This window comes from Mesorhizobium sp. M0854 (assembly GCF_040319815.1).
Taxonomy (GTDB): domain Bacteria; phylum Pseudomonadota; class Alphaproteobacteria; order Rhizobiales; family Rhizobiaceae; genus Mesorhizobium.
Genome location: NZ_JAMYOL010000032.1, coordinates 1 through 25,775, shown reverse-complemented (window position 1 = coordinate 25,775; position 25,775 = coordinate 1). Strand labels below are relative to the sequence as shown.

Here is a 25,775-nt window from a genome sequence, read left to right as displayed (position 1 = left end):
ACCATGCTTGTGGCCCGCGACCCACACGGCTTTTCCCTTCAGATCGTATATTATGCTTCCTTCATGATTACCGATGTCTGCATGACCTTGAGGTCTTCCCGCACCATTTCCGCGGCGAGCTCGCGCACGGATGTCTCATGCACCCACCCGAGCTTCTCCTTCGCCTTGGTGGCATCGCCCAGGAGAAGATCGACTTCCGTGGGGCGAAAGTAGCGTGGGTCTACCTGGACTAGGCATCTGCCGGTCTCGACATCATAGCCCTTTTCGTCGACTCCCTCACCACGCCATTCGAGCTCGACGCCGACATCTTTGAAAACCCATTCGACGAATTGGCGGACAGGGGTCGTCTTGCCCGTCGCCAGCACGTAATCATCCGGTTGATCCTGCTGCATCATCATCCACATACCACGCACGTACTCACGCGCATGGCCCCAATCGCGTTGAGCATCGAGATTGCCGAGATAAAGCTTGTCCTGCTTGCCGAGGTAGATAGCAGCGGCGGCGCGGGTGATCTTGCGCGTCACAAAAGTTTCGCCGCGCAGTGGGCTTTCATGATTGAAGAGAATGCCGTTGGAAGCATGGATACCATAGGCCTCGCGATAGTTGACCACGATCCAGTAGGCGTAGAGCTTGGCGGCGGCGTAAGGGCTGCGCGGATAAAAGGGCGTTGTTTCGTTCTGCGGTACGGATTGCACGAGGCCGTAGAGCTCTGAAGTCGAGGCCTGATAGAAGCGGGTCTTGTCCTTCAGACCGAGGAGGCGGATCGCCTCAAGAAGTCGCAATGTTCCGATACCGTCGGCGTTTGCTGTGTATTCCGGCGTTTCGAACGACACCTGGACATGGCTCTGAGCGGCCAAGTTGTAAATCTCGTCTGGCTGGGATTCCTGAACTACTCGGATGAGATTAGTCGCATCAGTGAGGTCACCGTAATGCAAAATTAGGCGCGGATCGGGATCGTGCGGGTCTTGGTAGATGTCTTCGATGCGACCCGTGTTGAAGGAAGAGGAACGTCGCTTAATCCCATGAACGACGTAGCCTTTTTCCAGCAGAAGACGCGTGAGATAGGCACCATCCTGTCCCGTTATGCCCGTAACCAGAGCAACTTTCCTGTTCTCGCCCATTTTCTTCCTGCTCTATGGTAGTTGAAGTTTCGAATCTGGCTCGCCACACCGGCGGCAGGCCTCATACCCTATGGTAGGATTTCGACAGATGCGGCGCGGAGCTCGTCATTGACAGTGTCAGCCAGCGAGCACACCTGCTCCTGCTTGGAGGCATAGCAAAACAGAGTCTCGCCGCTAACCTGCCTAAGTCGCACATGCGGCCTGAGTGCCGAACTCAGCTCACGGGGTGAGCGACATAGATTTCAATCACGTCGCACCCGATTTGCTCATCAATCAGCGAGTTAGGACGCCCTTCTGGGATTCTATATCCGTTCTCAAGCACGCACAGTCGGTTGCATAGCCGCTCCGCTTCTTCCACGAAGTTGGTGGCCAGTAGAATCGTATTGCCCTGCGCCAGCAGGGCACGTAGCCGTTCCCAGATAAAATGGCGAGCATGTGGGTCCAAGCCACACTAGAACTCTCCACCATCCCTCTTTTGCGCTGACCAAGTAATCTTTGCCTGCTTCAGCGTCTTCTAATGGAAATTGTTTTGATCAGTGAAATCGATTGTTTGGATGAGGTGCATCCATAAAATGGATTGTTTGACAGGGCAGCGCGGCACATCGGCGGCACAAAGTCGTGGGCGCGAGGTTTCGCTCCGCGCGAAGACAAAGTTCGTGGCAGTCGGGGCTTTGGGCGAACCGCACATCTGAGACGGCGGCGAAAAGCCGGGTAGGGCATTACGTATTGACCTCCAAGGAATTTCGGGCGCGCTAGCTCGAAAACGGTGGCTGGGCTTCAACGATGGGCGGGACGAGGCGACCATCAAACTGTGTTTCATATTGTAGGCGATCGCAGTGCGGCGAATTTGAACGGCCGCCTTTGCCAGCCCTCGCCATCGCATCCGGCTACAGGTGCCGAAGATCTTCTCGATCCGAGTACAAATTCTGTGGATCGGTTGGTTCCAGGCGTCGAGCTTTCGGCCTCGTCGCGCCCCCACATAGCGGTTGCGACGATGCGCGGCCTTCCACCCTTGGCGCGCACCGCGTCGCCGAGATGATTGCCTCGGTAGGCGCTGTCGGCAAACACTTCGCCGGGATTGTCGGGCAGAGCATCAGGAACGGCGTTGCCGTCCTCGGTGTGGGCGCCGTGACGGCGATCTCCTCGACAAGGGCCGTATCGGCGTAGGCACCGAAATGGGCTTTGAAGCAATGAAACGCTGGTCGGCGCTTGTACTTGACCCAATGGCCCTCTTCATCATCTTCGCTGGCCGAGGCGATGATCGCCGCATCGACAGGCGTGCCGATCTTCACCTGGATCGCTGAACTGGCGGGTGATCTCGGCGAACAACAGGGTCATGAACCTCAAGGGCCTGTCGAAAACGGACGAGAGCGGGTTCGCACAGGTGTCGGCTCTGACACCGAGAACCCGCAGAACCGTCGGAACGATCCTCCACATGGCTGCAGACGCCAAAATTCCTCTCCCGGCCATCGCGTGCCAGTCGCTCAGTCCAGCCGGCTCGAAAGCTATCCGGCAGGAGTTGCGCCATGTTGGCGCACTTGAAAGCGTCAGAGAGCGCCGTGTCGCATCTTTCGATGGGACCGGACGCCATGATGGCCATAAATGACGTGGATGGCCTGCGCCTGACATTCGACGGCTGGCGGGTCCTGCACATCGGTCCTTCAGGAAACGCCCGCAAATGCGATGTTACGTTGAGGCAGTTAAGAATTGGACTTGAAAAAGGGACTTTGTGGACTGCCTCGACCGGCTGTTTCGCTTAGCAAAGCGCGGCCCCACGTCAGCAGAGGCTCATGGTCAAGGAACGGCTTAGTATCCATCACATGGATGGGCCACATTCACGCAATCAATTTTACACATGTCGCCGGGCGCATTAGAGAACGCTGAATTTAAACCGGAAGCGAGTGTACCCGGCGTCAAGATTTGCGAGCGTCACAGAGATAAGGATAGGCAGTGCTGAGGAGCTCTTCTGCCCCACGCGCAGCCTCTACCAAATCGCCCGGCGTAACGGTCGACTAGTATCGATTAAGAGATCCCAAGTCAGATGCAACCTCCTCTGAAACGAGATTTCCGAAAATGCAGGTCAGTGGATTGGTAAAGCGCAGGTTCGTCGTCTCTCAGAGGCGTACGGGGTTCGGTGATTGTCTGTGGTCGCTGGCGGCCGCTTGGCGCTACGCTCAGCGGTCGGGACGAACGCTAGCCGTCGACTGGCGCGGGTCCTGCTATCTCGACCAACCCTTCACAAATGCCTTTCCGGTGTTCTTCCAACCGATCAATGACATCGCTGGCGTACCGGCTATTTGCGACGACCGGATCAACGACTTTTCCTTCCCGGGTCCATTCTTCCCGGAGTGGTGGAATAGGCCAGCGATCGACTGCCTTTACCGCCCAGATGAGCAGATTTTCCAAGAGCGCGACGAGTTGGGCGAGCTCTTTCAGGCCGAACACGATGTCGAAGCGAACACAGTAGTGTGTGACGCTTGCTTGATGTGGCGCTGCGATGAGGATGCCGAGCGGCAGGTCTTCCAGAGTGTCAAGCCTCGGTCTGAAATTCAAACACGCATAGATGCCATTTACCAAGAATGTTTTGAGGGGCACAGCATCATCGGGGTTCATGTTCGACATGGTAACGGTGAAGACATCATGGACCATGCGCCCTACTGGGCCGATCCGGAGTTCGCCGTTCGACAAGTGTGCACTGCGGTTGATAAGGCTAAAGCGTTGCCGCACCCCAAGCCTGTGCGGCTGTTCTTGTGCACGGACAGCGCGCAAATCCTGGATCATCTGTCGGCCAAGTTTCCCGATCTCCTCACCGTCCCCAAGCATTTCCGATCCGATCAAGACGGCCCCTTACACACTGCAGCACTTGGGATGGACGGCGCAATTTCCGCCCTCGTTGAGATGTATCTTCTCGGGCGCTGCGATACTGTAATTCGGTTTCCTCCGACGAGCGCCTTTACACGATATGCACGCCTTTTCGTACCGCGGGTAATTGAGTTCGATCTGAAGGACCCAAGTCGTTTGATTTTGATAGAAGGCAGCCAAAGAATCTCTCATCTTGATTAAGACCGCTACCTGGGCAATTCGGCAAATGGAACGAACAGGCATAGAGACATCGACCGCAATCCACGAGAGGCGGGCCATGGCATACGTTCAATGTCCGCAGCTGCTCAGCTTGATCCGCACGCTTGAGGATCCGGACACACTGCAGCAGTTCTTGGCTCCATTCGGGACTGTTGCCGACGTCGATGAAACCAACGGCCTTAGGGCACGAATACAGAATGACGAGATCATTCATCTGCGGCCGTCCGGCAACGCGCCAGAACTTCGCTGTTACTCGGAGCGCCGCAAGACCATCCTAGAGCGACGGCGGTCGTGACGCTGACGCTAAGGGCGCGGGCAATGACGTCCAGAGACGAAATCGAGGTTGTTTAATGAAAGTGGTTCCCGTCATCATCAGCGGTGGAGCCGGATCGCGGCTATGGCCCGCTTCGAGGCAATCGCACCCCAAACCTTTCCTTAAAGTAGCAGATGGACATTCTCTCATTCAGCACACTGTGCTGCGCGTCGGTTCGATAAAGGGCGTAGTGGAACTCGTCGCCGTGACATCTGGGGAACACCTCTTCCTTACCAAGGACGAGTTCGACGAACTAGATTCCGTGGTCCTGCCACGCACCTTTTTGCTCGAGCCTGAAGGCCGGGATACGGCCGCAGCCGTTGCGGCAGCCGCCATCCATGCCAAGGCAACGCAAGGCCCTGACGCGATTCTATGCGTCTTCCCAGCCGATCACATGGTTGGCAACCTGCCTGCATTTTTAGACGTCATGTGCCGGGCCATCGAACATGCGAAGCTCGGGCGGATCGCCACATTGGGCATCACCCCAACCAGACCGGACACGGCATTCGGCTATATCGAAGCGGATGGTGAGAAAGTCGTCCGTTTCGTTGAAAAACCGGATCTGGACACAGCCAAAGCCTATGTCGCGTCCAAGCGCTTCTTCTGGAACGCCGGCATTTTCTGCTTTAGCGCACAAACCATGCTCGACGAGATGGCATCGCATTGCCCCGCGGTGATCCAGGCCGTCTCCGACAGCTACCAGAACGGCCGCTTCAGTCAAGGCGAAGGCTTTGCCAAAATCGAACTCGCGCCTGAGCATTTCGGCTCCGCCCCGCGAATCTCGCTCGACCACGCTGTCATGGAGAAGACGAACAAACTTGCCGTGGTTGCCTGCGACATGGATTGGAACGACATCGGATCCTGGAACGCAATGGCCGATTTGATCGCCCCCGACGAAAGCGGGAACAGGATACGCGGCGATGTGCATATGGTCGACACGACCGGCAGCTATGTGAGCTCCGACAAGCGCGTCATCGGCACGGTCGGTGTCAGCGATCTGGTGATCGTCGATTCCCCGGACGCTTTGCTTGTCGCATCCCGCGACCGCGTTCAGGACGTCAAGAAGCTGTTCGAGGGCCTCAAGGCTTCAGGACATGAAGCTCACCTGGTCCATAGCACGGTACACCGGCCGTGGGGTACCTACACGGTTCTTGAGGAAGGCGAGCGCTTCAAGATCAAACGCATCGAGGTGAAGCCCGGTCGGCGGCTGAGCCTGCAGATGCACTATCATCGTTCGGAGCACTGGGTCGTGGTCAGCGGCTCCGCGAAAATCGTCAATGGCGAGCAGGAGTTGTTCCTGGCGACAAACCAATCAGCCTACATCCCCTGCGGCCATAAGCATCGGCTGGAGAACCCAGGCAGAATTGACCTGGTGATCATTGAAGTGCAGAGCGGCGATTATCTCGGCGAGGATGATATCGTTCGCTTCGACGACGTATATGGTCGAACGTAGATTTCACCCGCATGACGAGAAAGGTCAACGTGTCGCTGGCTAATTGCCACTAGGAAGGCCGTCTGCCCACTCAGGACCGGATCCTTGTGGAATCGGGAATTGACCAAGGCAGCGGCGAATGACCGCAATCGGCATCAGGGTGGGACAAATCAAACGGAAAAGACCGGAGAGCGTAGTAACGCAACACAGTCCCACTGTCGAATAAGCCTTTGATATTTCTGACTTTCCAAGCACCTTCCGCGCCCACCAAAATGTTTAATATCAATGGCTTATGGCCGACTTCGCTCTGAAGTGGGCCAAATCGGCCTCGCTATCCCCGCAGCACTCAGTTGATTATTTTCGCATGAAAACGAGCAAGGACAGGGGGAGGGCGATCTTGTGCTGGCTTGTATGTCCAATCTTGCTCCTGTTCGTCGTCAGGTTGTGTGCAGCCGCATAGCGCGGCTATCGCGAGGCTGGAAGCCTCCGATCGATAGGTGCGGCGAACGGCGGCAACGAGGTGCGAATAGGATGGGTGAGCGTATGATCGAGAATACCGCAGCTGCGGTCTAGCGCGAAATGCAGCGTCTGTGACTCATCGGTCATTGCAGCGCGATGAACCGGAAATCATGACCCTAAGCCGCCCTTCATCAGCCCACCAGCGCCCAGAAGAAGGCGAAGATCCGTCACAATGCCTACCTGTACAAGGCTTCAAGCAGTTCACCGCGAATGTGAAGACCGCCAGCCATTGCTTCTTCATTTTCGGCCATTCGCTCGCTACGAATGACGACCACATCCTTAACCGCATAGCGCGTGGCAAGTTTCGCAAGCTCTGTGTTGGCATCTATGGTGAACCAGCATCCACGGATAACCAGCGGATCATGAACCACGCGAACGAGCTAGCGGTGCAGCGCAACAAAAAATTGCCGCTTGATGTCGTCTTTTATGATGCTGCTACAGTTCATGTCTGGGGTTTAGGCTTAGAAGCGGAATGACTGCCAACCAGGTCATCGAGCCGGAAACTGACCGGCCGGTCGGCCCAAAAATGACATTCAGTTGCCTCCAGCCTTTCGACACGAGCCACTTCACGATCTCGCGATTGCCAGCTAGCGGCTTGTTGCTCGAGCTGCGCGATCCTAGTCTGTGGTCGCTATGCCTCAGCAAGAAGAGTCCGGTTCCTAGCCGGGCGGAGGCGCAACGAGATAGCCAGCTCAGGACAAGGAGAGCAAGCCATGGTCGCTTTTACCCTCAATGGCGAGGCGCGAACACTCGACGTCGATCCAGAGATGCCGCTGCTCTGGGCGATCCGTGACGGCATCGGACTCACAGGAACGAAATTCGGTTGCGGCCTTGCCCAGTGCGGCGCTTGCACGGTTCACGTTAACGGCATGCCGACGCGCTCGTGCCAGACCGCAGTCGGCGACATCGAAGGAGCCTCGATCACCACCATTGAGGGCGTGTCGGGCAAGATCGGCGAAACGGTCCAGGCCGTGTGGGCCGAGTTCGACGTACCTCAATGCGGCTATTGCCAGTCTGGCCAGATCATGTCGGCCGTGGCCCTCCTGACAGAGACGCCGAAGCCGACGGACGATGATATTGATTCGGCGATGAGCGGCAATCTCTGCCGCTGCGCCACCTATCATCGCATCCGCGCGGCCATCCACGAGACCGCCAACCGGCTGGAGACTTGAGGCATGTTGCAGTTTCTCCCGAAGCATAATGCCGTGGGGCCCACGCGCCGCCAGTTCCTCCTCGGCACGGCCGTCACCACCGCGGGCCTCGCCGTGGGCTACCGGCTAATGATGGCCGCGCCCGCCAACGCACAAACGACGCCTGCAGCGGTCCAGGCGAACCCCTTCCAAACCTATGTCGAGATCACACCGGAGAACCGAATCGTCATCCACTCGTCGCAGTTCGAGATGGGACAAGCCTCCTATTTCGGCATCGCCACCCTGGTTATGGAAGAGCTCGACGGCGCCTGGGCGCAGGTCCACGTGGTCGGCGGATATGGCAATACGGCGCTCTTCGGCAATCTCGCCTGGGGCGGGGCCGCGCAGGGAACCGGTGGCTCCACGTCGATGAGCTCGTCGTGGGAGCGCTACCGCAAGGCGGGTGCTGCCGCACGGGCCATGCTGGTGGCGGCCGCGGCGCAGCAGTGGGACGTGCCAGCCGGCGAGATCACAGTGGCTTCCGGGGTCGTGTCGCACGCCTCAGGGATGCAGGCGCGCTTCGGTGACCTGGCTGAAGCCGCAGCGGGAATGCCGGTTCCCGACGACGTGCCGCTAAAGCCGCGCGACAAGTGGGCCCAGATCGGATCGGACAGCCTCAAGCGCTACGATTCCGCCGGCAAGACCAATGGCGCGCAGACCTACACGATCGACCTCAAGATGGATGGACTCAATACGGCCGTTATGATCCATCCGCCGAAGTTCGGCGCTGAGATCGAGAGCTTCGACGCCTCCAAGGCCAAGGCACTCGACGGCATTGTCGATGTCGTCCAGACGCCGCGCGGCATTGCCGTGGTCGGCAGGGACATGTGGACGGCGCTCAAGGGCCGCGATCTCGTGGAGGTGACCTGGAACGAAGAGAAGGCCGAAAGGCGCGGCACGGCCGAGATCATGGCCGAATACACTAAGGCAGCAGACGATCCGGGCGCGGCCACCGCGCGCGACGACGGTAACACTCCCGCAGCGTTGGCCAGTGCTGAGAAAGTCATCCAAGGGCACTACGAATTCCCCTATCTTGTCCATGCTTCGATCGAGCCACTCAACGCGGCCGCCCGAATCAACGAAGACGGCACCATCGACGTCTGGGGCGGACACCAGATGCCCGACCTTTATCAGGCGGCTGCCGCTCAAGTAGGCGGCACCACGCCGGACAAGGTGAGGCTGCACGTGATGAAGACCGGCGGCAGCTTCGGCCGCCGAGCGGTCTCGGACGCAGATCTCATTATCGAAGCTGTTTCCACAGCGCGTGCACTGGGACCCGGCAAGCCAGTGAAGGTGCAGTGGACCCGCGAGAACGACATGCGGGGTGGGCGGTACCGGCCGGCCTATGTGCACGCAGTCAAGGCGGGGCTCGACAAGGAAGGCAATGTCGTCGCTCTCCATGACCACATCGTGGGCCAATCGATCGCGGGCGGTTCGCCCTTTGCGGCGATGATCGAGAACGGCATCGATCCGACCTCCGTGGAGGGCGCCACCAACCTGCCCTATGCGATCCCGAACCTGAAGGTCGAGCTGACCACCACGGACGTAAACATCCCAGTGCTGTGGTGGCGTTCGGTAGGCTCCACCCACACCGCTTACGCAATGGAAACCCTGATTGATGAGCTCGCCGCCGCTGCGAACCGTGATCCGGTCGACTTCCGCTTGTCGATGCTCGGTCACCATTCACGGCATGCCGGCGTGCTGAAATTGGCTGCTGAGAAGGCAGGCTGGGACAAGCCTCTGCCGGAAGGCCATTTCCGCGGCGTGGCCCTGCATGAAAGCCTCTCGACCTATGTCGCCGAGGTGGTGGAGATCACCTTCAACGATGGAAATGATTTCAAAGTCGACCGCGTCGTCTGCGCGGTAGATTGCGGCACCGCGATAAATCCTGACCAGATCCGCGCTCAGATGGAGGGCGGTATCGGCTTCGGGCTAGGCGCGATCCTCCAGGAGGAGCTGACCCTGACGGGCGGTGTCGTAGACCAAGAGAACTACGACACCTATATGCCGCTCAGGATCGAGCAGATGCCGCGCGTCGAGGTGCACATTGTGCCGTCCGACGAGCCGCCCACGGGCGTTGGCGAGCCGGGTGTGCCGCCGATCGGCCCGGCCGTCGCCAACGCGCTACGGGCGGCGACGGGCAAGACGATCCGCAAGCTGCCGATCATAAAGAACTTGTCAGCATAGCCGGGAATGACACCATGAAAACGGCCGGATGAAGATCGCGGTCGTAGGTTGTTTTTGAACGCCTCCTGACAGGCGATCACCTCCATTCGCAATTTCCGGCGGCTGCCCGGTCCAATATCCGGTTTAGAGACGGTAACCCGTGTTCTGAACGACCGCAGACGGTCGTTGGTGCTGGTAGCACTAAAGAACCGCTTTCGAGACGCAAACGCCGCACGCAAATGTCTCGAAAGGGTCACGCTAGAGACTTTGTACCACCTAGTTGCATGTCTGCTATCGCTTTCTGGGCGCGAGAAGCGGCCGGTCCTCTGACGGCCCCATAACAGGACATTGATGTCTTCGCGCTGAGCGTCAGCAGTTGGCGCTACCGCGACCCTTCTCAGGAAGGCTGCACACCGACGCGATCTTCCTTTCGCCTTGCGCAAACCTCCCTTCCGAGTGAGGCGTTCAGTGCGTCGGCTTGGTGGACTGAGGCACTTCTGAGTGGGACAACAACATTGAAAAACATTGGAAAAGATTTGAATGCTCTAAAGTCCCACTGATCTCTTACCAATTGATTTTTATGGCTTTCTGAATACCCTCCGGGCCCACCATTATCGTTATATTTCAATGATTTAGAGGCATTGTTGCACTTGGCTAGCCAAGTCAAGGCTGGCGAACCGCCGTCCATAGCGTTTGATTTTATTGACTTATGGTGGGCCTCTGGAGGCCGCAGATGTGTTGCCAACCGCCGGTGGAGTGTCAGGATCGTTTATCAAGTGCTTGAACGACGCCGGCACGGTGTTCGGAATAGAAAGCCGCGCATAGTCCCCTACGCAATCGACCTCGAATTACTGTCTGGATGCTACATCGGCCATCGCCGCACCCCAGGCGATCTCGTAGCCCATGCGTGAGAAGCCGAATTCGCGATCGAATGTGTTCGGCGCTTTGACACGCCAGTTCTTCATGACCTCGCCCGGGAGGCCGCCAGCAGCGGTGACGACCAAGTCACGCTCGCCGGCGCGGAGTTCACGACGGCGATCATTTGGCGTAGCTGGGAACAGGCCGGCTACGTCAGGCAAGACCGTCCGGCTGCAGCTAGGAAGTTAATCGCAACCCACGGCGGACGGCTCCGTACGCGCGCGCGGCGTACGGCAAGCTGCTAGCCTCAATCTCCGGATGAGATCAGAGTCGCTCAGACCGGGTCTTCAGGATCTGGTACAGCACGTTTCGGATGCGCTGCCCAACGGTTAGCCGGTTGATCACGCCTTCGCCTCCTGTTCATCGCAGATGAATGGGCTGCGGTTCAGATGATCTGTGCCGCCAGCGCCACGCCGACCAACGACGTGCCGACGCCTGCCGTGCGGATGGCTCGCGGCCAGCGCCGAAGTGTCAGGGCGGCTAACGCGCCGGTCGCGTGAAGAGCCGAAGTAGCGACCACGAAGCCGACCGCATAAGCGATGCCGCTGGCCGTCTCGGGAATTTCGAGGGCATGGGCATTGCCGTGGAAGAGGGCGAAGAGAGCAGTCAGCGAGGCGGCCACAGCGAGCGGAAGCGGCTTGGCAAGCGCCATCATCGCGCCGAAGACCACCAGCGACAGCGTTATGCCGGTTTCCAGTGAGGGCAGGCCGATGCCGGCGATACCGAGCAGGGCGCCAGCGAGCATCGCCGAGACAAAGCACGACGGCACGATGATGATCCCCTTGCCGCCGGCGCGAGCGGCAATGATGCCTACAGCCATCATGGCAAGCAGGTGGTCCATACCGGTCAGCGGGTGCTGAAGGCCGTCTACAAACCCGTGGGCATGAAAACCGCCGCTATGGGCGAAGGCCAATGAGGGGATGAGGGTTGTGGCGGCTGCCAGGGCGAGTCTACCGAAGGATGAAAGCGTTCTGTTCATGGTTCTGGACCTGTTTGATAGGGGTGCGATCGGTTCAAGGCCGGTGCTCATTGTCCGGCCCCTGGCATGGTGAATTGTGCGGCGCCGGACCTGTCGGCCAGAAGTCGCGCCTCGCCGAAGTCAAGGGGCGTTTGTGCCTTGCCGTTATGGTAGACGAAGGCCAGGCGGCGCCGGCGCGACGTCAGTTTCGCGGGCAGCGGGTGATAGGTGACGCCGGCGCCACCAATCAGCGGCATGACGGCGCCGACATCGACCATGTCCTGCGTCTCGACGCGCAGAAGATGCAGCCGCACGCCGTCGGCGGTCTCGCCGACGAACGGAATCCCGGCGAGGCGCAGGAAACTGGACGGGTCGGGCGCCCGCGAAAACCCTTCGAGAAACGCGATCTCGACGAGATCGAGATCGGTCGCCCGCGCGTCGGCGGGTTCGGGCGCATGGTCGTGCGGTAGATGCGGTGTCTGCCATTGCAACGGCTTGCCGGCCGGCCCGTTGTGGCCGACGGGGTGGGGATGGTGATGATGACCGTTCGGCCCGTGATGGTGACCGTCGCCATGATCATGGCTGTGGTGGTGATGATCATCGTGCATGGTCAAAAGCTCGTCGGCTTGTCGATGATGGATCTGTGTTTGCCGAGATTGCCGTGCGCGACCATCGAGCCGAGCGCCTCGACGACAACCCGCACGCCAAACAGCGCCGTGATGTCTGACGTGTCGTAGGGCGGCGACACCTCGACCACTTCCAGTCCGCAGATGCCGGGCGCCGACACTAGCCCGAGCAGCTTCAGTGCCTCGCGCGGCAGGAAGCCACCGGGCTCCGGCCAGCCCGTACCCGGCACGAAACCGCAATCGATGCTGTCGACATCGAAGGAGATGTATACGGCGTCGGTGTCCTTCCATGCGAGCTCGAGCGCGATCTCGGCCGCCTTCTCCAGCCCCATCTGTTCGATATCGGAGATCGTCAGCACGTTGGTTCCGCGCTTTCTCGCCTCGGCCACGCCGTAACGGGGCACCTGCCAGCCGCCGATACCGAGCTGCACCAGATTGGTGGCCGAGACGTTCGGCAGGTTGGTCGCCCAATACCAGGGCGTCGTGTGCATACGTTCGTCGAGATCCTTTTCCTGGATGTCGATGTGGCGGTCGAAATGGATGATGCCGATTCGCTTGGAGGTCACGTCGGCGATACCGCGCACGCACGGAAACCCGATCGAATGGTCGCCGCCGAGCATGATCGGCAGCGCGCCGGACGAGGCGACATGGCTGACGCCCTTGGTGATCTGGTCGAAGCTCTTTTCGAGATTGGCGGGGATGGTGAAGACGTCGCCGGCGTCGCAAAGCGTCATCTGCTCGCGCAGGTCGACACCGAGCTCGTAATTGTAAGGCGTGTAAAGCGCCGAGATGCGGCGCATGCCTTGCGGCCCGAAGCGGGTTCCGGGCCGGTAAGTGGTGCCGCTGTCGAAAGGAATGCCCATGACGGCAGCGTCATATCTGCCGACATCGCGGACGTTCTCGACATAGGGCGCCTTGAGGAAGGTGTTGATGCCGGCGAAGTGCGGCAACTCGCCTCGCGCGAATGTCGGGATCGACTTGTCGATGATCGAATCCGATCCGGGCAGGCCCATGTCGAGTGCCCATTTCTGTTCCTTGCGCCAGCCGTCCTCGGGCAGCTTTCCTTCCGCCTCGATAGACTTCCAGCCCTGCATGTCGCGGATCTCGAAGTTCGGATGGTGGAAGCGTTGGCGTGGCTGGTGGTCGGTGAGCCCGGCGCGACGATGCCGGCGTTCTGGACTATCTCTGTGCATGAAACCTCCTTCACGACGCCGTCGTCGCGATTGCGCTATCCAGTCGGGTCGTCCCGACCATCGCGGCCACTTCGGCCACGTCTCGTGCGGAAGCCCGGTGCTTGCGGTCGAGCTTCAGATCGTAGGTGATCGTCGCGCCATAGGCGGACGGGAACCGGGGGTCGTGGCGCACCTTGTCGAAGACCAGCACGCGGGTGCCGAGCTTGAATGCCTCGCCGATATCGTGGGTGACCATGACCACGGTCATGCCGTGCTCGGTCCAGAGCTCGGTGAGCAGCTCATGCATCTCGATGCGAATACCGGGATCGAGTGCGCCGAACGGCTCGTCGAGAAGCAGGATCTGCGGCCGGCCGAGCAAGGTCTGCGCGATCGCCAGCCGCTGCTGCATGCCGCCAGAAAGCATGGCCGGATAGAGATCGCGCGCATGGCCAAGCCCGACCCGTTCCAGCATGGTTTCGGCTTCTTGCCTGGCGCTTGTGCGCCTGGCGCCGAAGACGCGGCCGAACGGTCCGCCCGAACGGAAGTCCTCGACCAGCAGCAAGTTCTGCAACGCGGTCAGATGCGGAAACACGGAATAGCGCTGGAAGACGATGCCGCGCTGCGGCGTCGGCTCCCGCACGATCGGCTGATCGCCGACGACGACCACGCCGCCACTTTGCTGTTCCTGGCCAAGCAGGATGCGCAGGAACGTCGATTTTCCACAACCGCTGGCGCCAACCAGCGACAGGAATTCACCCGCTTCGGCGGAGACGTTGACCCGTTCCAGCACGCGGGCGTCGCCATAGCTCTTCTCCAGTCTATGGACGAGGATCCGGCTCATCTGCGCCGCACCGGATGAGCCCAGGGCGAGATGACGTGAGAGAGCCGCACGAGCAGCCAGTCGGTCATCACCGCAAGCAGCGTGATCCAGGCGACGTAAGGCAGGATGACGTCCATCGATAGGTAGCGACGAACGAGGAAGATGCGGTAGCCGAGCCCCTCGGTGGAGGCGATGGCTTCTGCCGCGATCAGGAACAGCCAGGCCGGCCCAAGCGCCAGCCGTACACAAGTGATGAGGCGCGGCATGACCTGTGGCAGCACCAGCCTGAGCACCATGGTCCAGCTGTTGCCGCCGAGCGTCTGTGCCTTGGCGACGAGCTCCGGCGGCAATTCCATCACCCGGTTGGCGATGTCGCGCACCATGACCGGTGCGACGCCGAGAGCGATCAAGGTGATCTTGGCCGTTTCGCCGAGGCCGAGCGCAATGAACAGGATCGGCAGCAGCGCCAGTGGCGGGATGACGCAGACAACTGTGACCAAGGGCAGCAGAAAGGCCCTGACGCGCGGGATGAAACCTATGGCGACGCCGAGGCTGAGCGCCACCAGCGTGGCCATGCCGACTCCGGCGAACAGCCTGATCAGGCTGGCATAGGTGTCGGCCCACAGGATCAGGTCGCCGGAGCGCTTGTCCGGCACTGTCGCCAGGTCTGAAAAGGCCGACCACATCTGTGCAGGGGAGGGCAGCAGCTTGTCGCTGGGATTGACCGCCAGCCTTTGCGCCGAAGCGAAGAGATAGGCAATCGCCACGGCGGCAAACGGCAGCGTCCCAAGCAGCAACGCTCCGCCGCGCGAGACCGTCGCGTTGATGAGGCGAAGCCGCGCTTTCGGCCTGCTAGGTTGCAGGCGGGCGACTTCGGGGCCTGCCGCGGCCTGCATGATGCCGGTACCTCTGGCTAGCATGTCGCGCTCCCGCGTCAGAGCGTTCCGCCCGCCGCCTCTGCCATAAAGGCCGGATCGAAGCGCAGCTTGACGTTGTTGACATCGCCCAGCGTCGAGCCATCGGGGAAGCTCATGCCGATCAGGTCGACGCTCGGCGCGTTGGTACCAAGAATGCCGTGGCTGAACAGGAAGTTGCGCACCAGATCCATGGTCTTCGGCAGTTCGGCGCCGTTGGTGAATGCGACCGCCTTGGCCGGCTCGAAGAACATCGCCGTTGATGCAAGCTGAGCGTCGAAACCGGCAAGATCCGTCCCCGACGCCTTGGCCATCTCTTCTTTGGCCGCCTTGCCTTCGGGCGTGCCCGACGTCATCAGCGCCATGGCTTCATACCATGCACCGACAAGCGCCTTGCCCAAGGCCGGATTGTCCTTCAGCGTCGCGGTGTTGACGACCATCATGTCGATGATCTCGCCGGGAATCTCAGTCGAATCGAATACCTTGTGGGCGCCCGGCATGGCGGCGATTTCCGAGACCAGCGGATTCCAGGTGACGACGGAAGTGACATCGCTGGTGCCGTAGGCAGCGACCATGTCGGCATCGGAGGTGTTCACCACCGTAATGTCCTTTTCGGCCAACCCCACCGTCTCCAGTGCGCGCGCAAGTAGGTAATGTGAGACGGAAAGCTCGACGAGATTGACCTTCTGGCCGGCGATATCCTTGAGCGCGGCCTTGTTCTTTAGGATGACCGCGTCGTTGCCGTTGGAGAAATCGCCGACGATCAGGGCCGTCGTGTCGACACCTCCGCCGGCCGGGATCGAAAGCGCATCCATGTTGGTCATCGAACAGCCGTCAAAGCCGCCGGCCGTGTACTGGTTGATGCTCTCGACATAGTCGTTGATGCGGGTGATCTCGACATTGATGCCGTATTTGTCGGCCCACTTCTTCATGATGCCGCTGTCGGAAAGATAGCCCCACGGCATCCAGCCGACATAGATCGACCAGCAAATCTTGAAGTCTTTCTTGGGCGCCGCTTCCGCGGCCGATATGGAGGGAAAGCTGAGTGAAGCGGCTAGGATGATTGCGGCCAGTTTGCGAAGCATTGCATACCCCTGTTTGCGATCCGGATTGCGTCCGAACGTCTGTTTGGGGGGTTCACGGAGCGCGCATCCGGGAGAGGTTCGCGCCAGCAAACCCGTGCAGGGTTCTCCCGGGATTTTGGCCCGCCGTGTTCCGCCGGATGCCTCAATGCATCTCAAGCGGTCGCGTCTCTTGGACCAGCACCGTGATCGACACGGCCGGAACCCTAGACGCTCTGCACGTGAACAACGAAGCAAGGGGCGTGCCAGTCCGGAAAGCCGTCCTGAGGCGGCCTTTCCCCGGATTTGCAGGCAATCGCGTTATGCTGATGCCACAAAAGTCATCGCAACGCCGACGGATTAGGCAAAGAAAATCTAGCGTCAACCAATATGAGCAGCCTTGTGCCCTGGGGAACTGCGCTGAGAAAATGGTACCCTGCTCTATAGTCGCCCCGCACATATGTCCCCACAGTAGGGACACATTCAGGGGAGGGCGTGAACGCCGATCCGAATGCCAATTGGCGCCGACCCATGTGACAAGTGCGCCCGATCGTGCAAGGGCAATTCGTGAAATAAGCGCAACTGCAATGATGCTAGGGAAGCCCGATCGCGTGTCGGGAGGCAGTTGTGAAAGTTGCGATCATCGGACCAGGCTCGCTCGGGAAGGCCTTGGCGAAACGTCTTGGCCTCGCCGGGCACGAAATTCGCCTCAGCTTCAGTCGTGACGAAGGCAAGTTGCGCGCAATCGCGGCAACCCTCCGTGTTGGCTTCGGTGCCCCTGACGAAGTAGCGAGATGGGCCGACGTAATTGCCCTGGCGACGCCATGGCCGGCTCTCGAGTTGGCGATGGACGCGCTTGGCGATTTGTCGGGCAAGGTCGTCTGGGACAATACCAATGCAGTCGCGCCTGACCTTTCCACGATGCTGCTAGGCACTGCGACTTCTGTAGGCGAGGAGGTTCAGAGGCACGCGCCGGGCGCGCTTGTCGTCAAGTGCATTCCGACGTTTGCCGAATTGCTTGACAGGGATGATCCGCGTCTCAACGGCGATCCGGTGACGAGCTATGTCGCCGGCAATGACGCTAATGCCAAGGCGGCGGTTTGCCGGCTTCTCGCCGATCTACCGACAATGCCGGTCGATGTCGGCGATCTCACGGCCTCGCGCCTGATCGAGCCGATGATGCTGCTATTGGTCCAACTCGCCTATCGGCGGGGGATGGGGCCGACAATTTCCTTCAATCTCATTCGACAGGACGGAACCGGTTCATGACTGATTATCTACCCGCGCGGCGCAACGCGATTCCAGTAGGACGTCTGCTGATCGATGGCCAATGGCGCGATGCCGTCAGTGGCGAGACTTCGACGACTTTTGATCCGACCACGGAGGCGGCTATCACCGATATTGCGAAGGCGGACGTCACCGACACGAGCGATGCCGTCGCGGCCGCGCAGCGGGCTTTCGAGCAAGGACCCTGGGCGCGGATGCATCATGAGGAGCGCGCCAAGATCCTGTTTCGCATCGCCGATCTGATGGACGAGCGGGCCGAGGATTTCGCGGTGCGCGAGGCGATGGATATGGGTATGCCCTATCGCGATTTCCGCGATATCATCATGCCGCACTGCTCAGGACTGTTCCGCTTTCATGGCGGGCTCGCCATGAGCGCGATGGACGGCGCCTATCGTACAAGCTACGAACCAAATATCAGGATCCTGACGCGGCGCGAGCCGCTCGGCGTGGTCGCTGCGATCACCCCGTTCAATTTTCCCCTCGCGCTGTCCTGTTCGAAGATCGCGCCGGCACTCGCGGCGGGTAACACGGTCGTTCACAAGCCTGCGACCGACACGCCCCTGACGGCCCTCGCCTTGGCGCAAGTCATCCTCGACGCGGGCGTGCCGCCGGGCGTCTACAATCTCGTCACCGGCCCGGGCGGCACCATAGGCGACGCGCTGGTCAACGATGTCCGCGTCGACAAGATCGCCTTTACCGGGTCGACCGCCGTCGGCCAGGGCATCATGCGCAACGGTGCCGGGACGATGAAACACCTGACCATGGAGCTCGGCGGCAAGAGTCCCAATATCGTTTTCGCCGATGCCGATATCGATGCCGCGATACAGGCAGCCTTCTGGGGCATCTTCTGGAACAAGGGCGAAGTCTGCGTCGCCGGATCGCGCCTGCTGGTCGAACGCGCCTGTTATGACGAGGTCGTCGAGAAGCTGAGCGCCATGGCGAAGTCGGCGACGCTCGGCGATCCGCTGGACCCTGCGACGATGATCGGGCCGATCGCATCGCGGGGCGAGTATGACAAGGTCTTGAGCTATGTCGAAGAGGGCAAGCGCACCGCGCGACTGGCCGCGGGCGGCGGCACCCGCCAGGTCAACGGCAAGGGCCTCTTCATCGAGCCGACCATCTTCGCCGATGCGACCAACGACCTAAGGATATCGCGCGAAGAGATTTTCGGCCCTGTCCTGCCGGTGATTCCATTCGACAGCGAGGAGGACGCGATCCGGATCGCCAACGATACGAACTACGGGCTCGCCTCGGGCATCCAGACCAGCGATCTCGGCCGCGCCTTGCGGCTCGCCGACCGGATCAAGGCAGGCTCGGTCTGGCTGAACTGCTGGCACAAGTACCATCCTAATGCGCCGTTCGGAGGTTTCAAGATGAGCGGCTATGGCCGCGAGCAGGGCCGCGAGGCGTGGGAAAGCTACACCCAATACAAGACGATTTGGGCGAATCTTGGCGAACCGGTCGAGATGGCCCGATGAGCGTGCGCGATTCCAACCCACTCGACCCGCGGCATCCCAAACGCATCGCGATGGTCCTTTCCAACCCGGCTGTATCGATCACCACCGGCTGGCCTGTCGGGTTTTGGTGGAGCGAGTTGACCCATCCCTGGCTCGCCTTCACCGACCGCGGATACGAAGTCGCGATCTTCTCGCCTGAGGGCGGCAAATGCGAGGCGGATGCGTTGAGCGACCCGCGCGATCCGTCCGGCTATTCGGATACGGATCTGATCTCGCTCGGTTTCCTGTCGACGCCGAAACTGGCGGCGCTGGTGGAGACGACCCGGCCCATCGCAGAGCTGTCGGTCGACGCGTTCGACGCGATCGTCGTCGCTGGCGGCCAAGCGCCGATGTTCACCTTCCAAGGTGCGACTGAGTTGCAGCGGCTGTTCGTCGCCTTTTTCGCGGCCGGCAAGGTCGCGGCTGCCTTGTGTCATGGCGTCGCGCTGCTGCGTTACGCGCGCCTCTCAACCGGCGAGCTGCTGGCCAAAGGGCGCACTGTTACGGGGTTCGCCAATGTCGAGGAGGACTTCGCCGACAATGCCGTCTGGGAGATGGGCGCGCTGCCGCACGGTACGCATCTGATGCCATGGCGGATCGAGGATGAGATGCGTGCGCTCGGCGCGAACTATATTCAGGCCGGGCTGTGGCGCGATTTTGCCGTGCGCGACGGCAATTTGATCACCGGCCAGCAGAACTTCTCCGGAGCGGCGACCGCCCGTCTTGTCATCGAGGCGCTCGGTGGCTGAGGACCAAAGACCGCTCCTGTCGGTGAAGTTCGGGAGACAAACTCGCCGTCAGGGCGGGCGATGCCAAACGACATCGGCCCAATAGGATCCGGGGTCCGTCCAAGAACTCCACCTCAAACAACCACTATCAGCAGCGAGGATGAACCATGGCCGTAGTGACGACACTTGATATTGCCGGCCTGACGGCCGAAGATTATAGCCGCATCCTCGATCGGATCGGCGTGGAGAAACGGCCCGCTGGCGGCATCTACCAGCACATCGCGCATGCCACAGACGATGGTTATCGCATCATCGAGATATGGGACGACAAGGCAGGCCTGGAGCTCTTCTTGCAGGACACATTGTTTCCCGCCGCACAGGAACTGCAAGTTCAGCGTGAAATGACCATTATGACCCAGACACTGCACAATATCTTTGTGCCCCGGATTGGTGAACTGACTGCCCTGGCAAATGATGCGCCTGGTGGACCCGACAAACGGGCAAAAGTGTAGGCATCAAGGATCGAGGATGCGGCGATCGATCATCGAAGTCCTGGAGGAACTTGCGTCCGGACGCCCGGTACAACGATGGTGATCGCGGCAAGTGCAAAGAGGTTGTTCTTTCCTGCCGGCGACTATCGCCATGCGCCGGCCGGAGTCGTTCAGCTGCGTGTGATTCGCAGCGGTTCATCCTATGCAGAGATCGATCTTGGCCGCGGGCTGCGGCGCGTCTTCACCCGCCCCGGCGACCTGCTGCTCAGTCTTCCCGAGCGTGCCACGCGGTTCAAGATCGAGGAGCCGCGAGAGCTGACGATGATCACCGTTGACTCCGCGCTGGCGTCAAGGCTCCTGGTATCCGCAGGCGGGACCCCCGAGGACCTGGTAATCCTGACCGATCGACCGATACGCGATTCGCTGGTGGCCGAGTTGTGTCGACGCCTCGAAGGCGACCCGCCCGCCAACCCGATCGTCCGCGAATGGACGCTGGGCCTGGTTTTCGCGAACCTGCTTCGTCTCGGGCATGCACGCCAGCGGCAGCAGAAGTCTCCAGTCCTAACCTCGCAGCGGTTCGACCGGGTCCTCGCTGCGATTGATGGCGATCTGGAAAAGGGGGTGTCGATCGACCATCTTGCCGGAATCGCGGGAATACCACGACGCGCCTTCACCGCCGCCTTTCGCGAGGCGACGCAATTGCCGGTACATCAATTCATTTTACGCCGCCGCGTTGATCGCGCGGTCGAGCTTTTGGAAAATAGCGATCTGCCGCTGGCCGAGATTGCTCAGCACGCGGGTTTCACTCACCAGGCCCATATGAATCGCGTCGTGACCCGATTGAAAGGGCTGTCGCCAGGCCGGCTGCGGTCTCGCAGGCGCGACGGCTGACTTGTGATCTATTCCAGCATCAGGATTCGAATGGCGGAGATGTGAGTTGCTGAAACGTCCGTTGGCTAAGATGCCCGACAGTTTGCGTGCAGAGCTCGAGGCCGCAAATCTGATGACTGCTTTCGAGCAACGGCCTCCCTATCAGCGCAATGATTACTTGCATTGGATCGAGCGCGCCCGTCACCCGGAAACACGCCGAAAGCGCATAAATCAGATGATTGACGAGCTTACGAAGGGAGGAATCTACATGGGAATGCAATAAGAGTTGGCATCGCCGCGAAGCTAGCAGATCCGTCAACGATCATCTTCCGATCCGTGGCCTATCGAGATCGGGTGCTTTCCGCATTGATCTTCATCGATTTCCCCACGTTTTTGCGCAGAGGATGCAGAGAGCCAAATAGTGACAGTCGAACCTATCCTCCATTTTCGTTTGCGGCAGGTGGCCATATGATCGTGACATCGCAAACTAATAACGTGCTCGGCAGCACGTCGGGAAGGTGGCGCGTCTGGTCGCTCTCGGACGGTTACATCGAGATGCCGGCGGACCTTCTGCGGGACCCGCAGGATAATCCGGTGCCGCAAGCTGCGTTGGCAGGGGCGCTTCGCCTGTCTGTCAATTGCTTCGCGCTGGTAGGTCCAGGCGTTGACGGCGTTCTGATCGACAGCGGAGGAGGGGGCTGGGCCCCGACAGTGGGGCGTCTTGAGCAGGCCATGGCGGAAGCCAAGATCGACCCGGCTTCGATCACGGTCTTGGCGCTCACCCACGCCCATCAGGATCATGTGCACGGACTTTTGACCCCCGACGGCCGAGTGCTCTTTCCAAACTTGAAGGCGATCGTAATTCCCGAAGCGGCTGTGCAGAGCTTTTTCGCTTACGCGCACCTTGCGCAGTTCCGGCCCCTGCTGAAGCCTGTCCAGAATGGCGACCAGGTGGGTGAGCGATTGAGGGCGGTCGCCTTGCCCGGTCATGCTGCCGGTCATACCGGCTACACGTTCGACACGGACGAGGACCGTTTCCTATTCTTCGGGGACATCGTTCATGTGCCGGCCTTGCAGTTCGGCAATCCCGCGTTCAGTTGGGGCTATGACGACGATCAGCTGACCGCGCGCGCAACCCGCCTAAAGGTTTTCAGTGACGCGGCCGAGGCGGGGACGTGGATCGCCGGCGCGCACCTTGGCTGGCCGGGCATCGGTCGCGTGGTGCGTAAGGGCGAAGCATACGGCTATGAGCCGGCAGGAGGACGAGTGACCGGATAGGCGGCCCCGTGCTGGTCGGTTTATACCGCTCTCTTCGCCCAGGGCAAGGATCTCGACGAGCAGCGCGCCGCACTCCGGCGTCCTCAACGGCGGCGGTACCATCGTCCGGCCCACCAAAATATCTGATTCTTGATCCACTGGCGGCCGATCTGCCTGAGGCTTACCGGATCGGCGTCTCGCCGCGAAACAGCGGCTGGTGCGCCCGCATCAAGGCGGCAATCCGGTCGGCGACTTTCCGTACCGGCGGGGAGTGACGTTCCTCGTGATGGGTGACGATCCATTGGTCGGTTTCAAGTTCGGGGATAGGCTGAGCAACGCGAACCAGCCGCGGATCGCCGTCACCGACGAAGCACGGAAAGACCGAAAGGCCGGCGCCGGCGGCCACCAGTTCGCGCACCGAATGGGTGTTGTTGCCGCGTACGGCGATGCGGTCGCCGTGATGGGCTTGCAGCCAGCGCGCCGAGGCAATGTTTGCGCCTTCGCCGGTGACGCCGACGAACAATCCGGCGGCGATGCCATTGATCAGGTGACGTCCGGAATAAATGGCGTGGGCGACCTTGCCGCTCTGACGGCCGGCCAGCCACTGCTCGGTCGGGCGCTCGCTGCGGATGCCGATGTCGGCGGCACGGCGGCCGATGTCGACCCGGTCGGTAGTGGTGACAAGCTCTACCCTTATGCCGTCATCGACCGTCCAGATCTCGCCGATATGGGCGGAAACGAAGGCCGAGGTCCATGGCCGGGCCGAGACGCGGACAATGCGGTCGGGCAGGTTTCCCTCGCGCCAGCGGGTCAGCGACTGCATTGCCGCCTCGACGTCTTCGGCGCGCCGCAGCAGTTCCTCGCCGACCGGGGTCAGCCGGTAGCCGGTCTGCTGGCGCACGAATAGAGGTTCGCCGATCTGCTTTTCGAGCGCGGTGACGCGTCGTCCAAGGGTGGCTGCGCTGAGGCGCGTGGTTCCCGTCGCTGCGCTCAAGCCACCCAGCCGCGCAACGTCGAGAAACAACCTCAGATCGTCCCAGCCGATATCCATTTTGCAGAAATGAAAAACTCCTTGCGACCGTGGCTGTAGCGCAAAGCGGGCATCGTGCGCAAGTATGCAGGCATTGGAGGCGTTGGACAATCCTGCCTGGCGGGACAGGGACAAGCGCCTCGGCTGGCCAAGAAGCGAACTGAACCCTTTCGATCGCGCATGCGATTGGCGCAGAGGTTTTGCGCTTCCGACCAACCCAGGCGCGCAGGCATTCTGCATACCAAAGGAGACGATCATGTTGGATGAACTTCGATACCGTTTCGCCCGCTGGATTGCCTATCGCCAGACGCTTGCGAGTTTGAGGCAGGCCCGGGACAGCACACTGGCGGATACCGGCATTTCTCGCGAAGAGATCCGCGAGCGTGCCCGCCACGCCAGCTTGCGTCGTTGAGGAGCCGGGCATGCAGATGATGATGCTTTGGGATGGCCGCTCGGTACCGCGCATCGGAATCGGCACCTGGGCGGCGGGTGGCCCCGCGCGTTGGCGTGAGACGGCGACAATCTATGGCGAGGTCGACGATATCAGGTCGCAAGCCGCGCTGGCGATGGCTTATGAGATCGGCGCGCGGGTGTTCGACACGGCTGCCGCCTATGGCGCCGGCAATGCCGAACTGATCCTCGGGCGGGCGTTGAGGGGTAAGGACGAAGCCGTCATCGTCACCAAGGTCGGTTATTTCGGCGATCCCGAAACGCGCAAGATCGCACCCGAGGATGCCTCTGCCGCGGCAATCCGGACATCGATCGACAATTCGCGGCAGCGCCTGCAGCGGGATTGTATCGACGTCGTGCTGCTACATATCAACGAGTATCCGATCGAGCGCGCCGGCGAGGTGTTCGATACGCTCGGCCTGTTGCGCCAGGAGGGCAAGATCGGCGGCTTCGGCTGGAGCACCGATCACCGCGAACGGCTTGCCGTCTACGCGCCGCGCGAGGGGTTCGTCGCCGTAGAGAACGACTTCAATGTGTTTACCCCGGCGAACGAGCTGATGGCCGTTGCGGCGCGCGAGAACCTCGTCTCGTTCAGCCGGCTGCCGCTGGCAATGGGGCTGCTCACCGGCAAATACACGCCGGCCATGCGGCTGCCCACCAACGATGTGCGCGGCGGGAATGCCGAATGGATGGTGTTTTTCAGGGATGGCGCCGCCAACCCGGACTATCTGTCAAGGCTCTCGGCAATCCGCGACCTGCTCACCTCGGGCGGACGCACGCTTGCGCAAGGCGCGCTCGGCTGGATACTCGCCAAGTCGGCAATCGCCTTGCCGGTTCCCGGCTTCACGCGGCCCGAGCAGGTCGAGGACAATCTCGGTGCGCTGGAAAAAGGGCCGCTGCCGGAAACGGTGATGGCCGAGATCGACGCAGTGCTGAATATTGCCGAGACTGCGTAGGGTGTGGTGAATCCGGAATTCGCATTGGCGATAATGCGACCAACTTCGATCTCTCTGATGTCTGCCGATATCGCATTTTTCTTAGTCAAGCTTCCGTGGCGCAATTGAACACGGACGGAGCGGCGGACACGCTCGAGTTGAAGGTCCGCCGCTCCGGTTTTCAGATCAAGGAGTGATGCTGCAACGGGAGATGGGTAGCGAGCTGCGCTTGAGCTGCGCCGCCGACCGCGTCGCTGTCGAGAGAGAGCGACCCGGTTGAGCTGTCAAAGATGATGTGGTGGGAACCATCATCCGTGGCCGTAACAGCAGGGGACGTATGCAATGAAAGCCCTCCCGACTTGAGGTCGGCAAGCGCGGAGTGGTCGAGCTGGACTTTGTCCTGAAGCTTGCTGAAGTCGAAGGCATCGTTGCCGTGACCGGATGTCAGGTCGGCGACGGCGCTCTTGTGGACACCGGCGCCGGCATTTTCGTTGCCCTGGAGCAGTTGGGCGAACCCGTGGCCGGTCAGGCTGGTTGCCGTTTTCTCGGATGGGCTGCTGGTCGCGGCAAGCTCCGAGCCGGACGAAAGCGCGGGGCTCAACGCGGCCAGCACCCGGTCAACGCTGCTGCCTCCCTTGTCGCCGGCAGTATCATGGCTGGTGTCGTTGCTGCCGAACAGATCGGTCAGAGCGTGAAAACCGCCGCGGTCGGAGGGGGAAGCGGCGGTCACAGTCGAACTGCCATCGCTTGCGATGGGGTGCGAAGGCGCCGTCGCGGTCGAGCTGCCATCGCTGGTGCTATCGCCGGTGGAAGGGGCGGTCGCAGTCGAGCTGCCATCGCTCGTGGTGGCGCTGGCGGCGGCGGTCGCAGTCGAACTGCCATCGCTTGCGATGAGGTGCGAAGGCGCCGTCGCGGTCGAGCTGCCATCGCTGGTGCTATC

Annotated in this window: 28 protein-coding genes, 1 pseudogene and 1 riboswitch; of the genes and pseudogenes, 17 read left to right on the top strand and 12 right to left on the bottom strand. The window is 60.9% G+C overall.

The annotated features are described in order from the left end of the window. Positions 1–50 precede the first annotated feature (50 nt). The 3 genes and pseudogenes from gmd to NKH99_RS28215 all read right to left on the bottom strand — a co-directional run bounded on the left by gmd (position 51) and on the right by NKH99_RS28215 (position 2,413). Entirely contained in the window at positions 51–1,121 is a 1,071-nt protein-coding gene (gene gmd, locus NKH99_RS28225; protein ID WP_352479096.1) for a GDP-mannose 4,6-dehydratase, read from the bottom strand. 131 nt (positions 1,122–1,252) lie between these two features. Further along, positions 1,253–1,569: pseudogene (locus NKH99_RS28220) on the bottom strand (nodulation factor ABC transporter ATP-binding protein NodI); the annotation flags it as partial. Between the two features lie 439 nt (positions 1,570–2,008). After that, positions 2,009–2,413, bottom strand: coding sequence for a hypothetical protein (locus NKH99_RS28215; RefSeq protein ID WP_352479097.1), 405 nt, complete (start codon positions 2,411–2,413; stop codon positions 2,009–2,011). 234 nt (positions 2,414–2,647) lie between these two features. Between NKH99_RS28215 and NKH99_RS28210 the strand changes: the two genes are divergently transcribed. The 7 genes from NKH99_RS28210 (at position 2,648) to NKH99_RS28180 (ending at position 9,843) form a co-directional block, all read left to right on the top strand. Next, complete coding sequence (locus NKH99_RS28210; protein ID WP_353016943.1) at positions 2,648–2,881, top strand: hypothetical protein; 234 nt, start codon at positions 2,648–2,650, stop codon at positions 2,879–2,881. A 313-nt stretch (positions 2,882–3,194) separates the two neighbouring features. Beyond that, on the top strand, positions 3,195–4,184 hold the full coding sequence (locus tag NKH99_RS28205) for a nodulation protein NodZ (RefSeq protein WP_353016940.1): 990 nt from the start codon (positions 3,195–3,197) through the stop codon (positions 4,182–4,184). Positions 4,185–4,293: 109 nt separating this feature from the next. Next, a complete protein-coding gene (locus NKH99_RS28200; protein ID WP_353016938.1) occupies positions 4,294–4,497 on the top strand; it encodes a hypothetical protein in 204 nt (67 codons plus the stop codon). A gap of 55 nt (positions 4,498–4,552) precedes the next feature. Continuing rightward, positions 4,553–5,968, top strand: a complete 1,416-nt coding sequence (locus NKH99_RS28195) for a mannose-1-phosphate guanylyltransferase/mannose-6-phosphate isomerase (RefSeq protein WP_353016935.1) — start codon at positions 4,553–4,555, stop codon at positions 5,966–5,968. Positions 5,969–6,552: 584 nt separating this feature from the next. After that, positions 6,553–6,942 carry a DUF4917 family protein gene (locus tag NKH99_RS28190; protein ID WP_353016933.1) on the top strand — a complete coding sequence of 130 codons (390 nt, stop codon included), beginning with the start codon at positions 6,553–6,555 and terminating at the stop codon, positions 6,940–6,942. Between the two features lie 237 nt (positions 6,943–7,179). Further along, positions 7,180–7,638 (top strand): (2Fe-2S)-binding protein, encoded by a 459-nt coding sequence (locus tag NKH99_RS28185; RefSeq protein WP_352467057.1) that lies wholly within the window; start codon positions 7,180–7,182, stop codon positions 7,636–7,638. Between the two features lie 3 nt (positions 7,639–7,641). Continuing rightward, complete coding sequence (locus tag NKH99_RS28180; RefSeq protein ID WP_353016930.1) at positions 7,642–9,843, top strand: xanthine dehydrogenase family protein molybdopterin-binding subunit; 2,202 nt, start codon at positions 7,642–7,644, stop codon at positions 9,841–9,843. 827 nt (positions 9,844–10,670) lie between these two features. Here the strand turns inward: NKH99_RS28180 and NKH99_RS28175 are convergent. From NKH99_RS28175 to NKH99_RS28145, 7 genes are all read right to left on the bottom strand, one after another. Continuing rightward, entirely contained in the window at positions 10,671–10,901 is a 231-nt protein-coding gene (locus NKH99_RS28175) for a thiamine pyrophosphate-dependent enzyme (RefSeq protein WP_352474481.1), read from the bottom strand. Positions 10,902–11,125: 224 nt separating this feature from the next. Further along, on the bottom strand, positions 11,126–11,719 hold the full coding sequence (locus NKH99_RS28170; protein WP_353016928.1) for a HupE/UreJ family protein: 594 nt from the start codon (positions 11,717–11,719) through the stop codon (positions 11,126–11,128). 47 nt (positions 11,720–11,766) lie between these two features. Beyond that, complete coding sequence (locus NKH99_RS28165) at positions 11,767–12,306, bottom strand: hypothetical protein (RefSeq protein WP_352474461.1); 540 nt, start codon at positions 12,304–12,306, stop codon at positions 11,767–11,769. Between the two features lie 2 nt (positions 12,307–12,308). Then, positions 12,309–13,517 (bottom strand): agmatinase family protein, encoded by a 1,209-nt coding sequence (locus NKH99_RS28160; RefSeq protein ID WP_352474462.1) that lies wholly within the window; start codon positions 13,515–13,517, stop codon positions 12,309–12,311. Positions 13,518–13,527: 10 nt separating this feature from the next. Next, positions 13,528–14,337 carry an ATP-binding cassette domain-containing protein gene (locus NKH99_RS28155; RefSeq protein ID WP_353016925.1) on the bottom strand — a complete coding sequence of 270 codons (810 nt, stop codon included), beginning with the start codon at positions 14,335–14,337 and terminating at the stop codon, positions 13,528–13,530. Next, positions 14,334–15,212, bottom strand: a complete 879-nt coding sequence (locus NKH99_RS28150) for an ABC transporter permease (protein WP_353016995.1) — start codon at positions 15,210–15,212, stop codon at positions 14,334–14,336. Before NKH99_RS28150 ends, NKH99_RS28155 begins: the two co-directional genes overlap by 4 nt. Positions 15,213–15,250: 38 nt before the next feature. Then, positions 15,251–16,315, bottom strand: a complete 1,065-nt coding sequence (locus tag NKH99_RS28145) for a putative urea ABC transporter substrate-binding protein (RefSeq protein ID WP_353016923.1) — start codon at positions 16,313–16,315, stop codon at positions 15,251–15,253. A 102-nt stretch (positions 16,316–16,417) separates the two neighbouring features. Then, a riboswitch (guanidine-I (ykkC/yxkD leader) is annotated at positions 16,418–16,533 on the bottom strand. 385 nt (positions 16,534–16,918) lie between these two features. Here NKH99_RS28145 and NKH99_RS28140 point away from each other — a divergent pair. The 7 genes from NKH99_RS28140 (at position 16,919) to NKH99_RS28110 (ending at position 22,441) form a co-directional block, all read left to right on the top strand. Next, complete coding sequence (locus tag NKH99_RS28140) at positions 16,919–17,560, top strand: NADPH-dependent F420 reductase (protein ID WP_352474465.1); 642 nt, start codon at positions 16,919–16,921, stop codon at positions 17,558–17,560. Beyond that, positions 17,557–19,056, top strand: a complete 1,500-nt coding sequence (locus NKH99_RS28135) for an aldehyde dehydrogenase family protein (RefSeq protein ID WP_352474467.1) — start codon at positions 17,557–17,559, stop codon at positions 19,054–19,056. The genes NKH99_RS28140 and NKH99_RS28135 overlap by 4 nt, the downstream gene beginning before the upstream one ends. Beyond that, complete coding sequence (locus tag NKH99_RS28130) at positions 19,053–19,823, top strand: type 1 glutamine amidotransferase domain-containing protein (protein ID WP_352769320.1); 771 nt, start codon at positions 19,053–19,055, stop codon at positions 19,821–19,823. Before NKH99_RS28135 ends, NKH99_RS28130 begins: the two co-directional genes overlap by 4 nt. Before the next feature lie 146 nt (positions 19,824–19,969). After that, the gene (locus NKH99_RS28125) at positions 19,970–20,314 is read left to right on the top strand and encodes a hypothetical protein (RefSeq protein WP_352542645.1); all 345 of its coding nucleotides are present in this window, start codon (positions 19,970–19,972) and stop codon (positions 20,312–20,314) included. Between the two features lie 75 nt (positions 20,315–20,389). After that, positions 20,390–21,184: a helix-turn-helix domain-containing protein gene (locus NKH99_RS28120; RefSeq protein ID WP_352474471.1), complete on the top strand. Its 795-nt coding sequence runs from the start codon at positions 20,390–20,392 to the stop codon at positions 21,182–21,184. Positions 21,185–21,254: 70 nt separating this feature from the next. After that, on the top strand, positions 21,255–21,446 hold the full coding sequence (locus NKH99_RS28115) for a YdeI/OmpD-associated family protein (protein ID WP_031212580.1): 192 nt from the start codon (positions 21,255–21,257) through the stop codon (positions 21,444–21,446). Between the two features lie 185 nt (positions 21,447–21,631). Further along, positions 21,632–22,441, top strand: a complete 810-nt coding sequence (locus NKH99_RS28110) for an MBL fold metallo-hydrolase (RefSeq protein ID WP_353016920.1) — start codon at positions 21,632–21,634, stop codon at positions 22,439–22,441. Between the two features lie 160 nt (positions 22,442–22,601). Here NKH99_RS28110 and NKH99_RS28105 read toward each other — a convergent pair whose 3' ends face one another. Beyond that, positions 22,602–23,471 (bottom strand): LysR family transcriptional regulator, encoded by an 870-nt coding sequence (locus NKH99_RS28105; protein WP_353016918.1) that lies wholly within the window; start codon positions 23,469–23,471, stop codon positions 22,602–22,604. A 235-nt stretch (positions 23,472–23,706) separates the two neighbouring features. Here NKH99_RS28105 and NKH99_RS28100 point away from each other — a divergent pair, with 235 nt between their 5' ends. Both NKH99_RS28100 and NKH99_RS28095 read left to right on the top strand, forming a co-directional pair. After that, the gene (locus NKH99_RS28100; RefSeq protein WP_353016915.1) at positions 23,707–23,862 is read left to right on the top strand and encodes a YjiS-like domain-containing protein; all 156 of its coding nucleotides are present in this window, start codon (positions 23,707–23,709) and stop codon (positions 23,860–23,862) included. Positions 23,863–23,872: 10 nt separating this feature from the next. Next, positions 23,873–24,856, top strand: coding sequence for an aldo/keto reductase (locus NKH99_RS28095; RefSeq protein WP_353016913.1), 984 nt, complete (start codon positions 23,873–23,875; stop codon positions 24,854–24,856). A 160-nt stretch (positions 24,857–25,016) separates the two neighbouring features. On the opposite strand, the gene NKH99_RS28090 is transcribed toward NKH99_RS28095, so the two are convergent. Further along, the gene (locus NKH99_RS28090; RefSeq protein ID WP_352685780.1) at positions 25,017–25,565 is read right to left on the bottom strand and encodes a hypothetical protein; all 549 of its coding nucleotides are present in this window, start codon (positions 25,563–25,565) and stop codon (positions 25,017–25,019) included. A gap of 22 nt (positions 25,566–25,587) precedes the next feature. Between NKH99_RS28090 and NKH99_RS28085 the strand changes: the two genes are divergently transcribed. Continuing rightward, on the top strand, positions 25,588–25,775 hold a 188-nt coding region (locus tag NKH99_RS28085), incomplete at its 3' end, for a hypothetical protein (protein ID WP_353016911.1).

Bases quoted from the DNA above. Each gene is read 5' to 3' on its own strand.
- NKH99_RS28095 (WP_353016913.1), top strand. From the start codon at position 23,873: ATGCAGATGATGATGCTTTGGGATGGCCGCTCGGTACCGCGCATCGGA.
- NKH99_RS28120 (WP_352474471.1), top strand. From the start codon at position 20,390: ATGGTGATCGCGGCAAGTGCAAAGAGGTTGTTCTTTCCTGCCGGCGAC.
- gmd (WP_352479096.1), bottom strand. From the start codon at position 1,121: ATGGGCGAGAACAGGAAAGTTGCTCTGGTTACGGGCATAACGGGACAG.
- NKH99_RS28170 (WP_353016928.1), bottom strand. From the start codon at position 11,719: ATGAACAGAACGCTTTCATCCTTCGGTAGACTCGCCCTGGCAGCCGCC.
- NKH99_RS28155 (WP_353016925.1), bottom strand. From the start codon at position 14,337: ATGAGCCGGATCCTCGTCCATAGACTGGAGAAGAGCTATGGCGACGCC.
- NKH99_RS28165 (WP_352474461.1), bottom strand. From the start codon at position 12,306: ATGCACGATGATCATCACCACCACAGCCATGATCATGGCGACGGTCAC.
- NKH99_RS28195 (WP_353016935.1), top strand. From the start codon at position 4,553: ATGAAAGTGGTTCCCGTCATCATCAGCGGTGGAGCCGGATCGCGGCTA.
- NKH99_RS28210 (WP_353016943.1), top strand. From the start codon at position 2,648: ATGTTGGCGCACTTGAAAGCGTCAGAGAGCGCCGTGTCGCATCTTTCG.
- NKH99_RS28125 (WP_352542645.1), top strand. From the start codon at position 19,970: ATGGCCGTAGTGACGACACTTGATATTGCCGGCCTGACGGCCGAAGAT.
- NKH99_RS28160 (WP_352474462.1), bottom strand. From the start codon at position 13,517: ATGCACAGAGATAGTCCAGAACGCCGGCATCGTCGCGCCGGGCTCACC.
- NKH99_RS28130 (WP_352769320.1), top strand. From the start codon at position 19,053: ATGAGCGTGCGCGATTCCAACCCACTCGACCCGCGGCATCCCAAACGC.
- NKH99_RS28115 (WP_031212580.1), top strand. From the start codon at position 21,255: ATGCCCGACAGTTTGCGTGCAGAGCTCGAGGCCGCAAATCTGATGACT.
- NKH99_RS28105 (WP_353016918.1), bottom strand. From the start codon at position 23,471: ATGGATATCGGCTGGGACGATCTGAGGTTGTTTCTCGACGTTGCGCGG.
- NKH99_RS28205 (WP_353016940.1), top strand. From the start codon at position 3,195: ATGCAGGTCAGTGGATTGGTAAAGCGCAGGTTCGTCGTCTCTCAGAGG.
- NKH99_RS28110 (WP_353016920.1), top strand. From the start codon at position 21,632: ATGATCGTGACATCGCAAACTAATAACGTGCTCGGCAGCACGTCGGGA.
- NKH99_RS28180 (WP_353016930.1), top strand. From the start codon at position 7,642: ATGTTGCAGTTTCTCCCGAAGCATAATGCCGTGGGGCCCACGCGCCGC.
- NKH99_RS28150 (WP_353016995.1), bottom strand. From the start codon at position 15,212: ATGCAGGCCGCGGCAGGCCCCGAAGTCGCCCGCCTGCAACCTAGCAGG.
- NKH99_RS28185 (WP_352467057.1), top strand. From the start codon at position 7,180: ATGGTCGCTTTTACCCTCAATGGCGAGGCGCGAACACTCGACGTCGAT.
- NKH99_RS28135 (WP_352474467.1), top strand. From the start codon at position 17,557: ATGACTGATTATCTACCCGCGCGGCGCAACGCGATTCCAGTAGGACGT.
- NKH99_RS28145 (WP_353016923.1), bottom strand. From the start codon at position 16,315: ATGCTTCGCAAACTGGCCGCAATCATCCTAGCCGCTTCACTCAGCTTT.
- NKH99_RS28100 (WP_353016915.1), top strand. From the start codon at position 23,707: ATGTTGGATGAACTTCGATACCGTTTCGCCCGCTGGATTGCCTATCGC.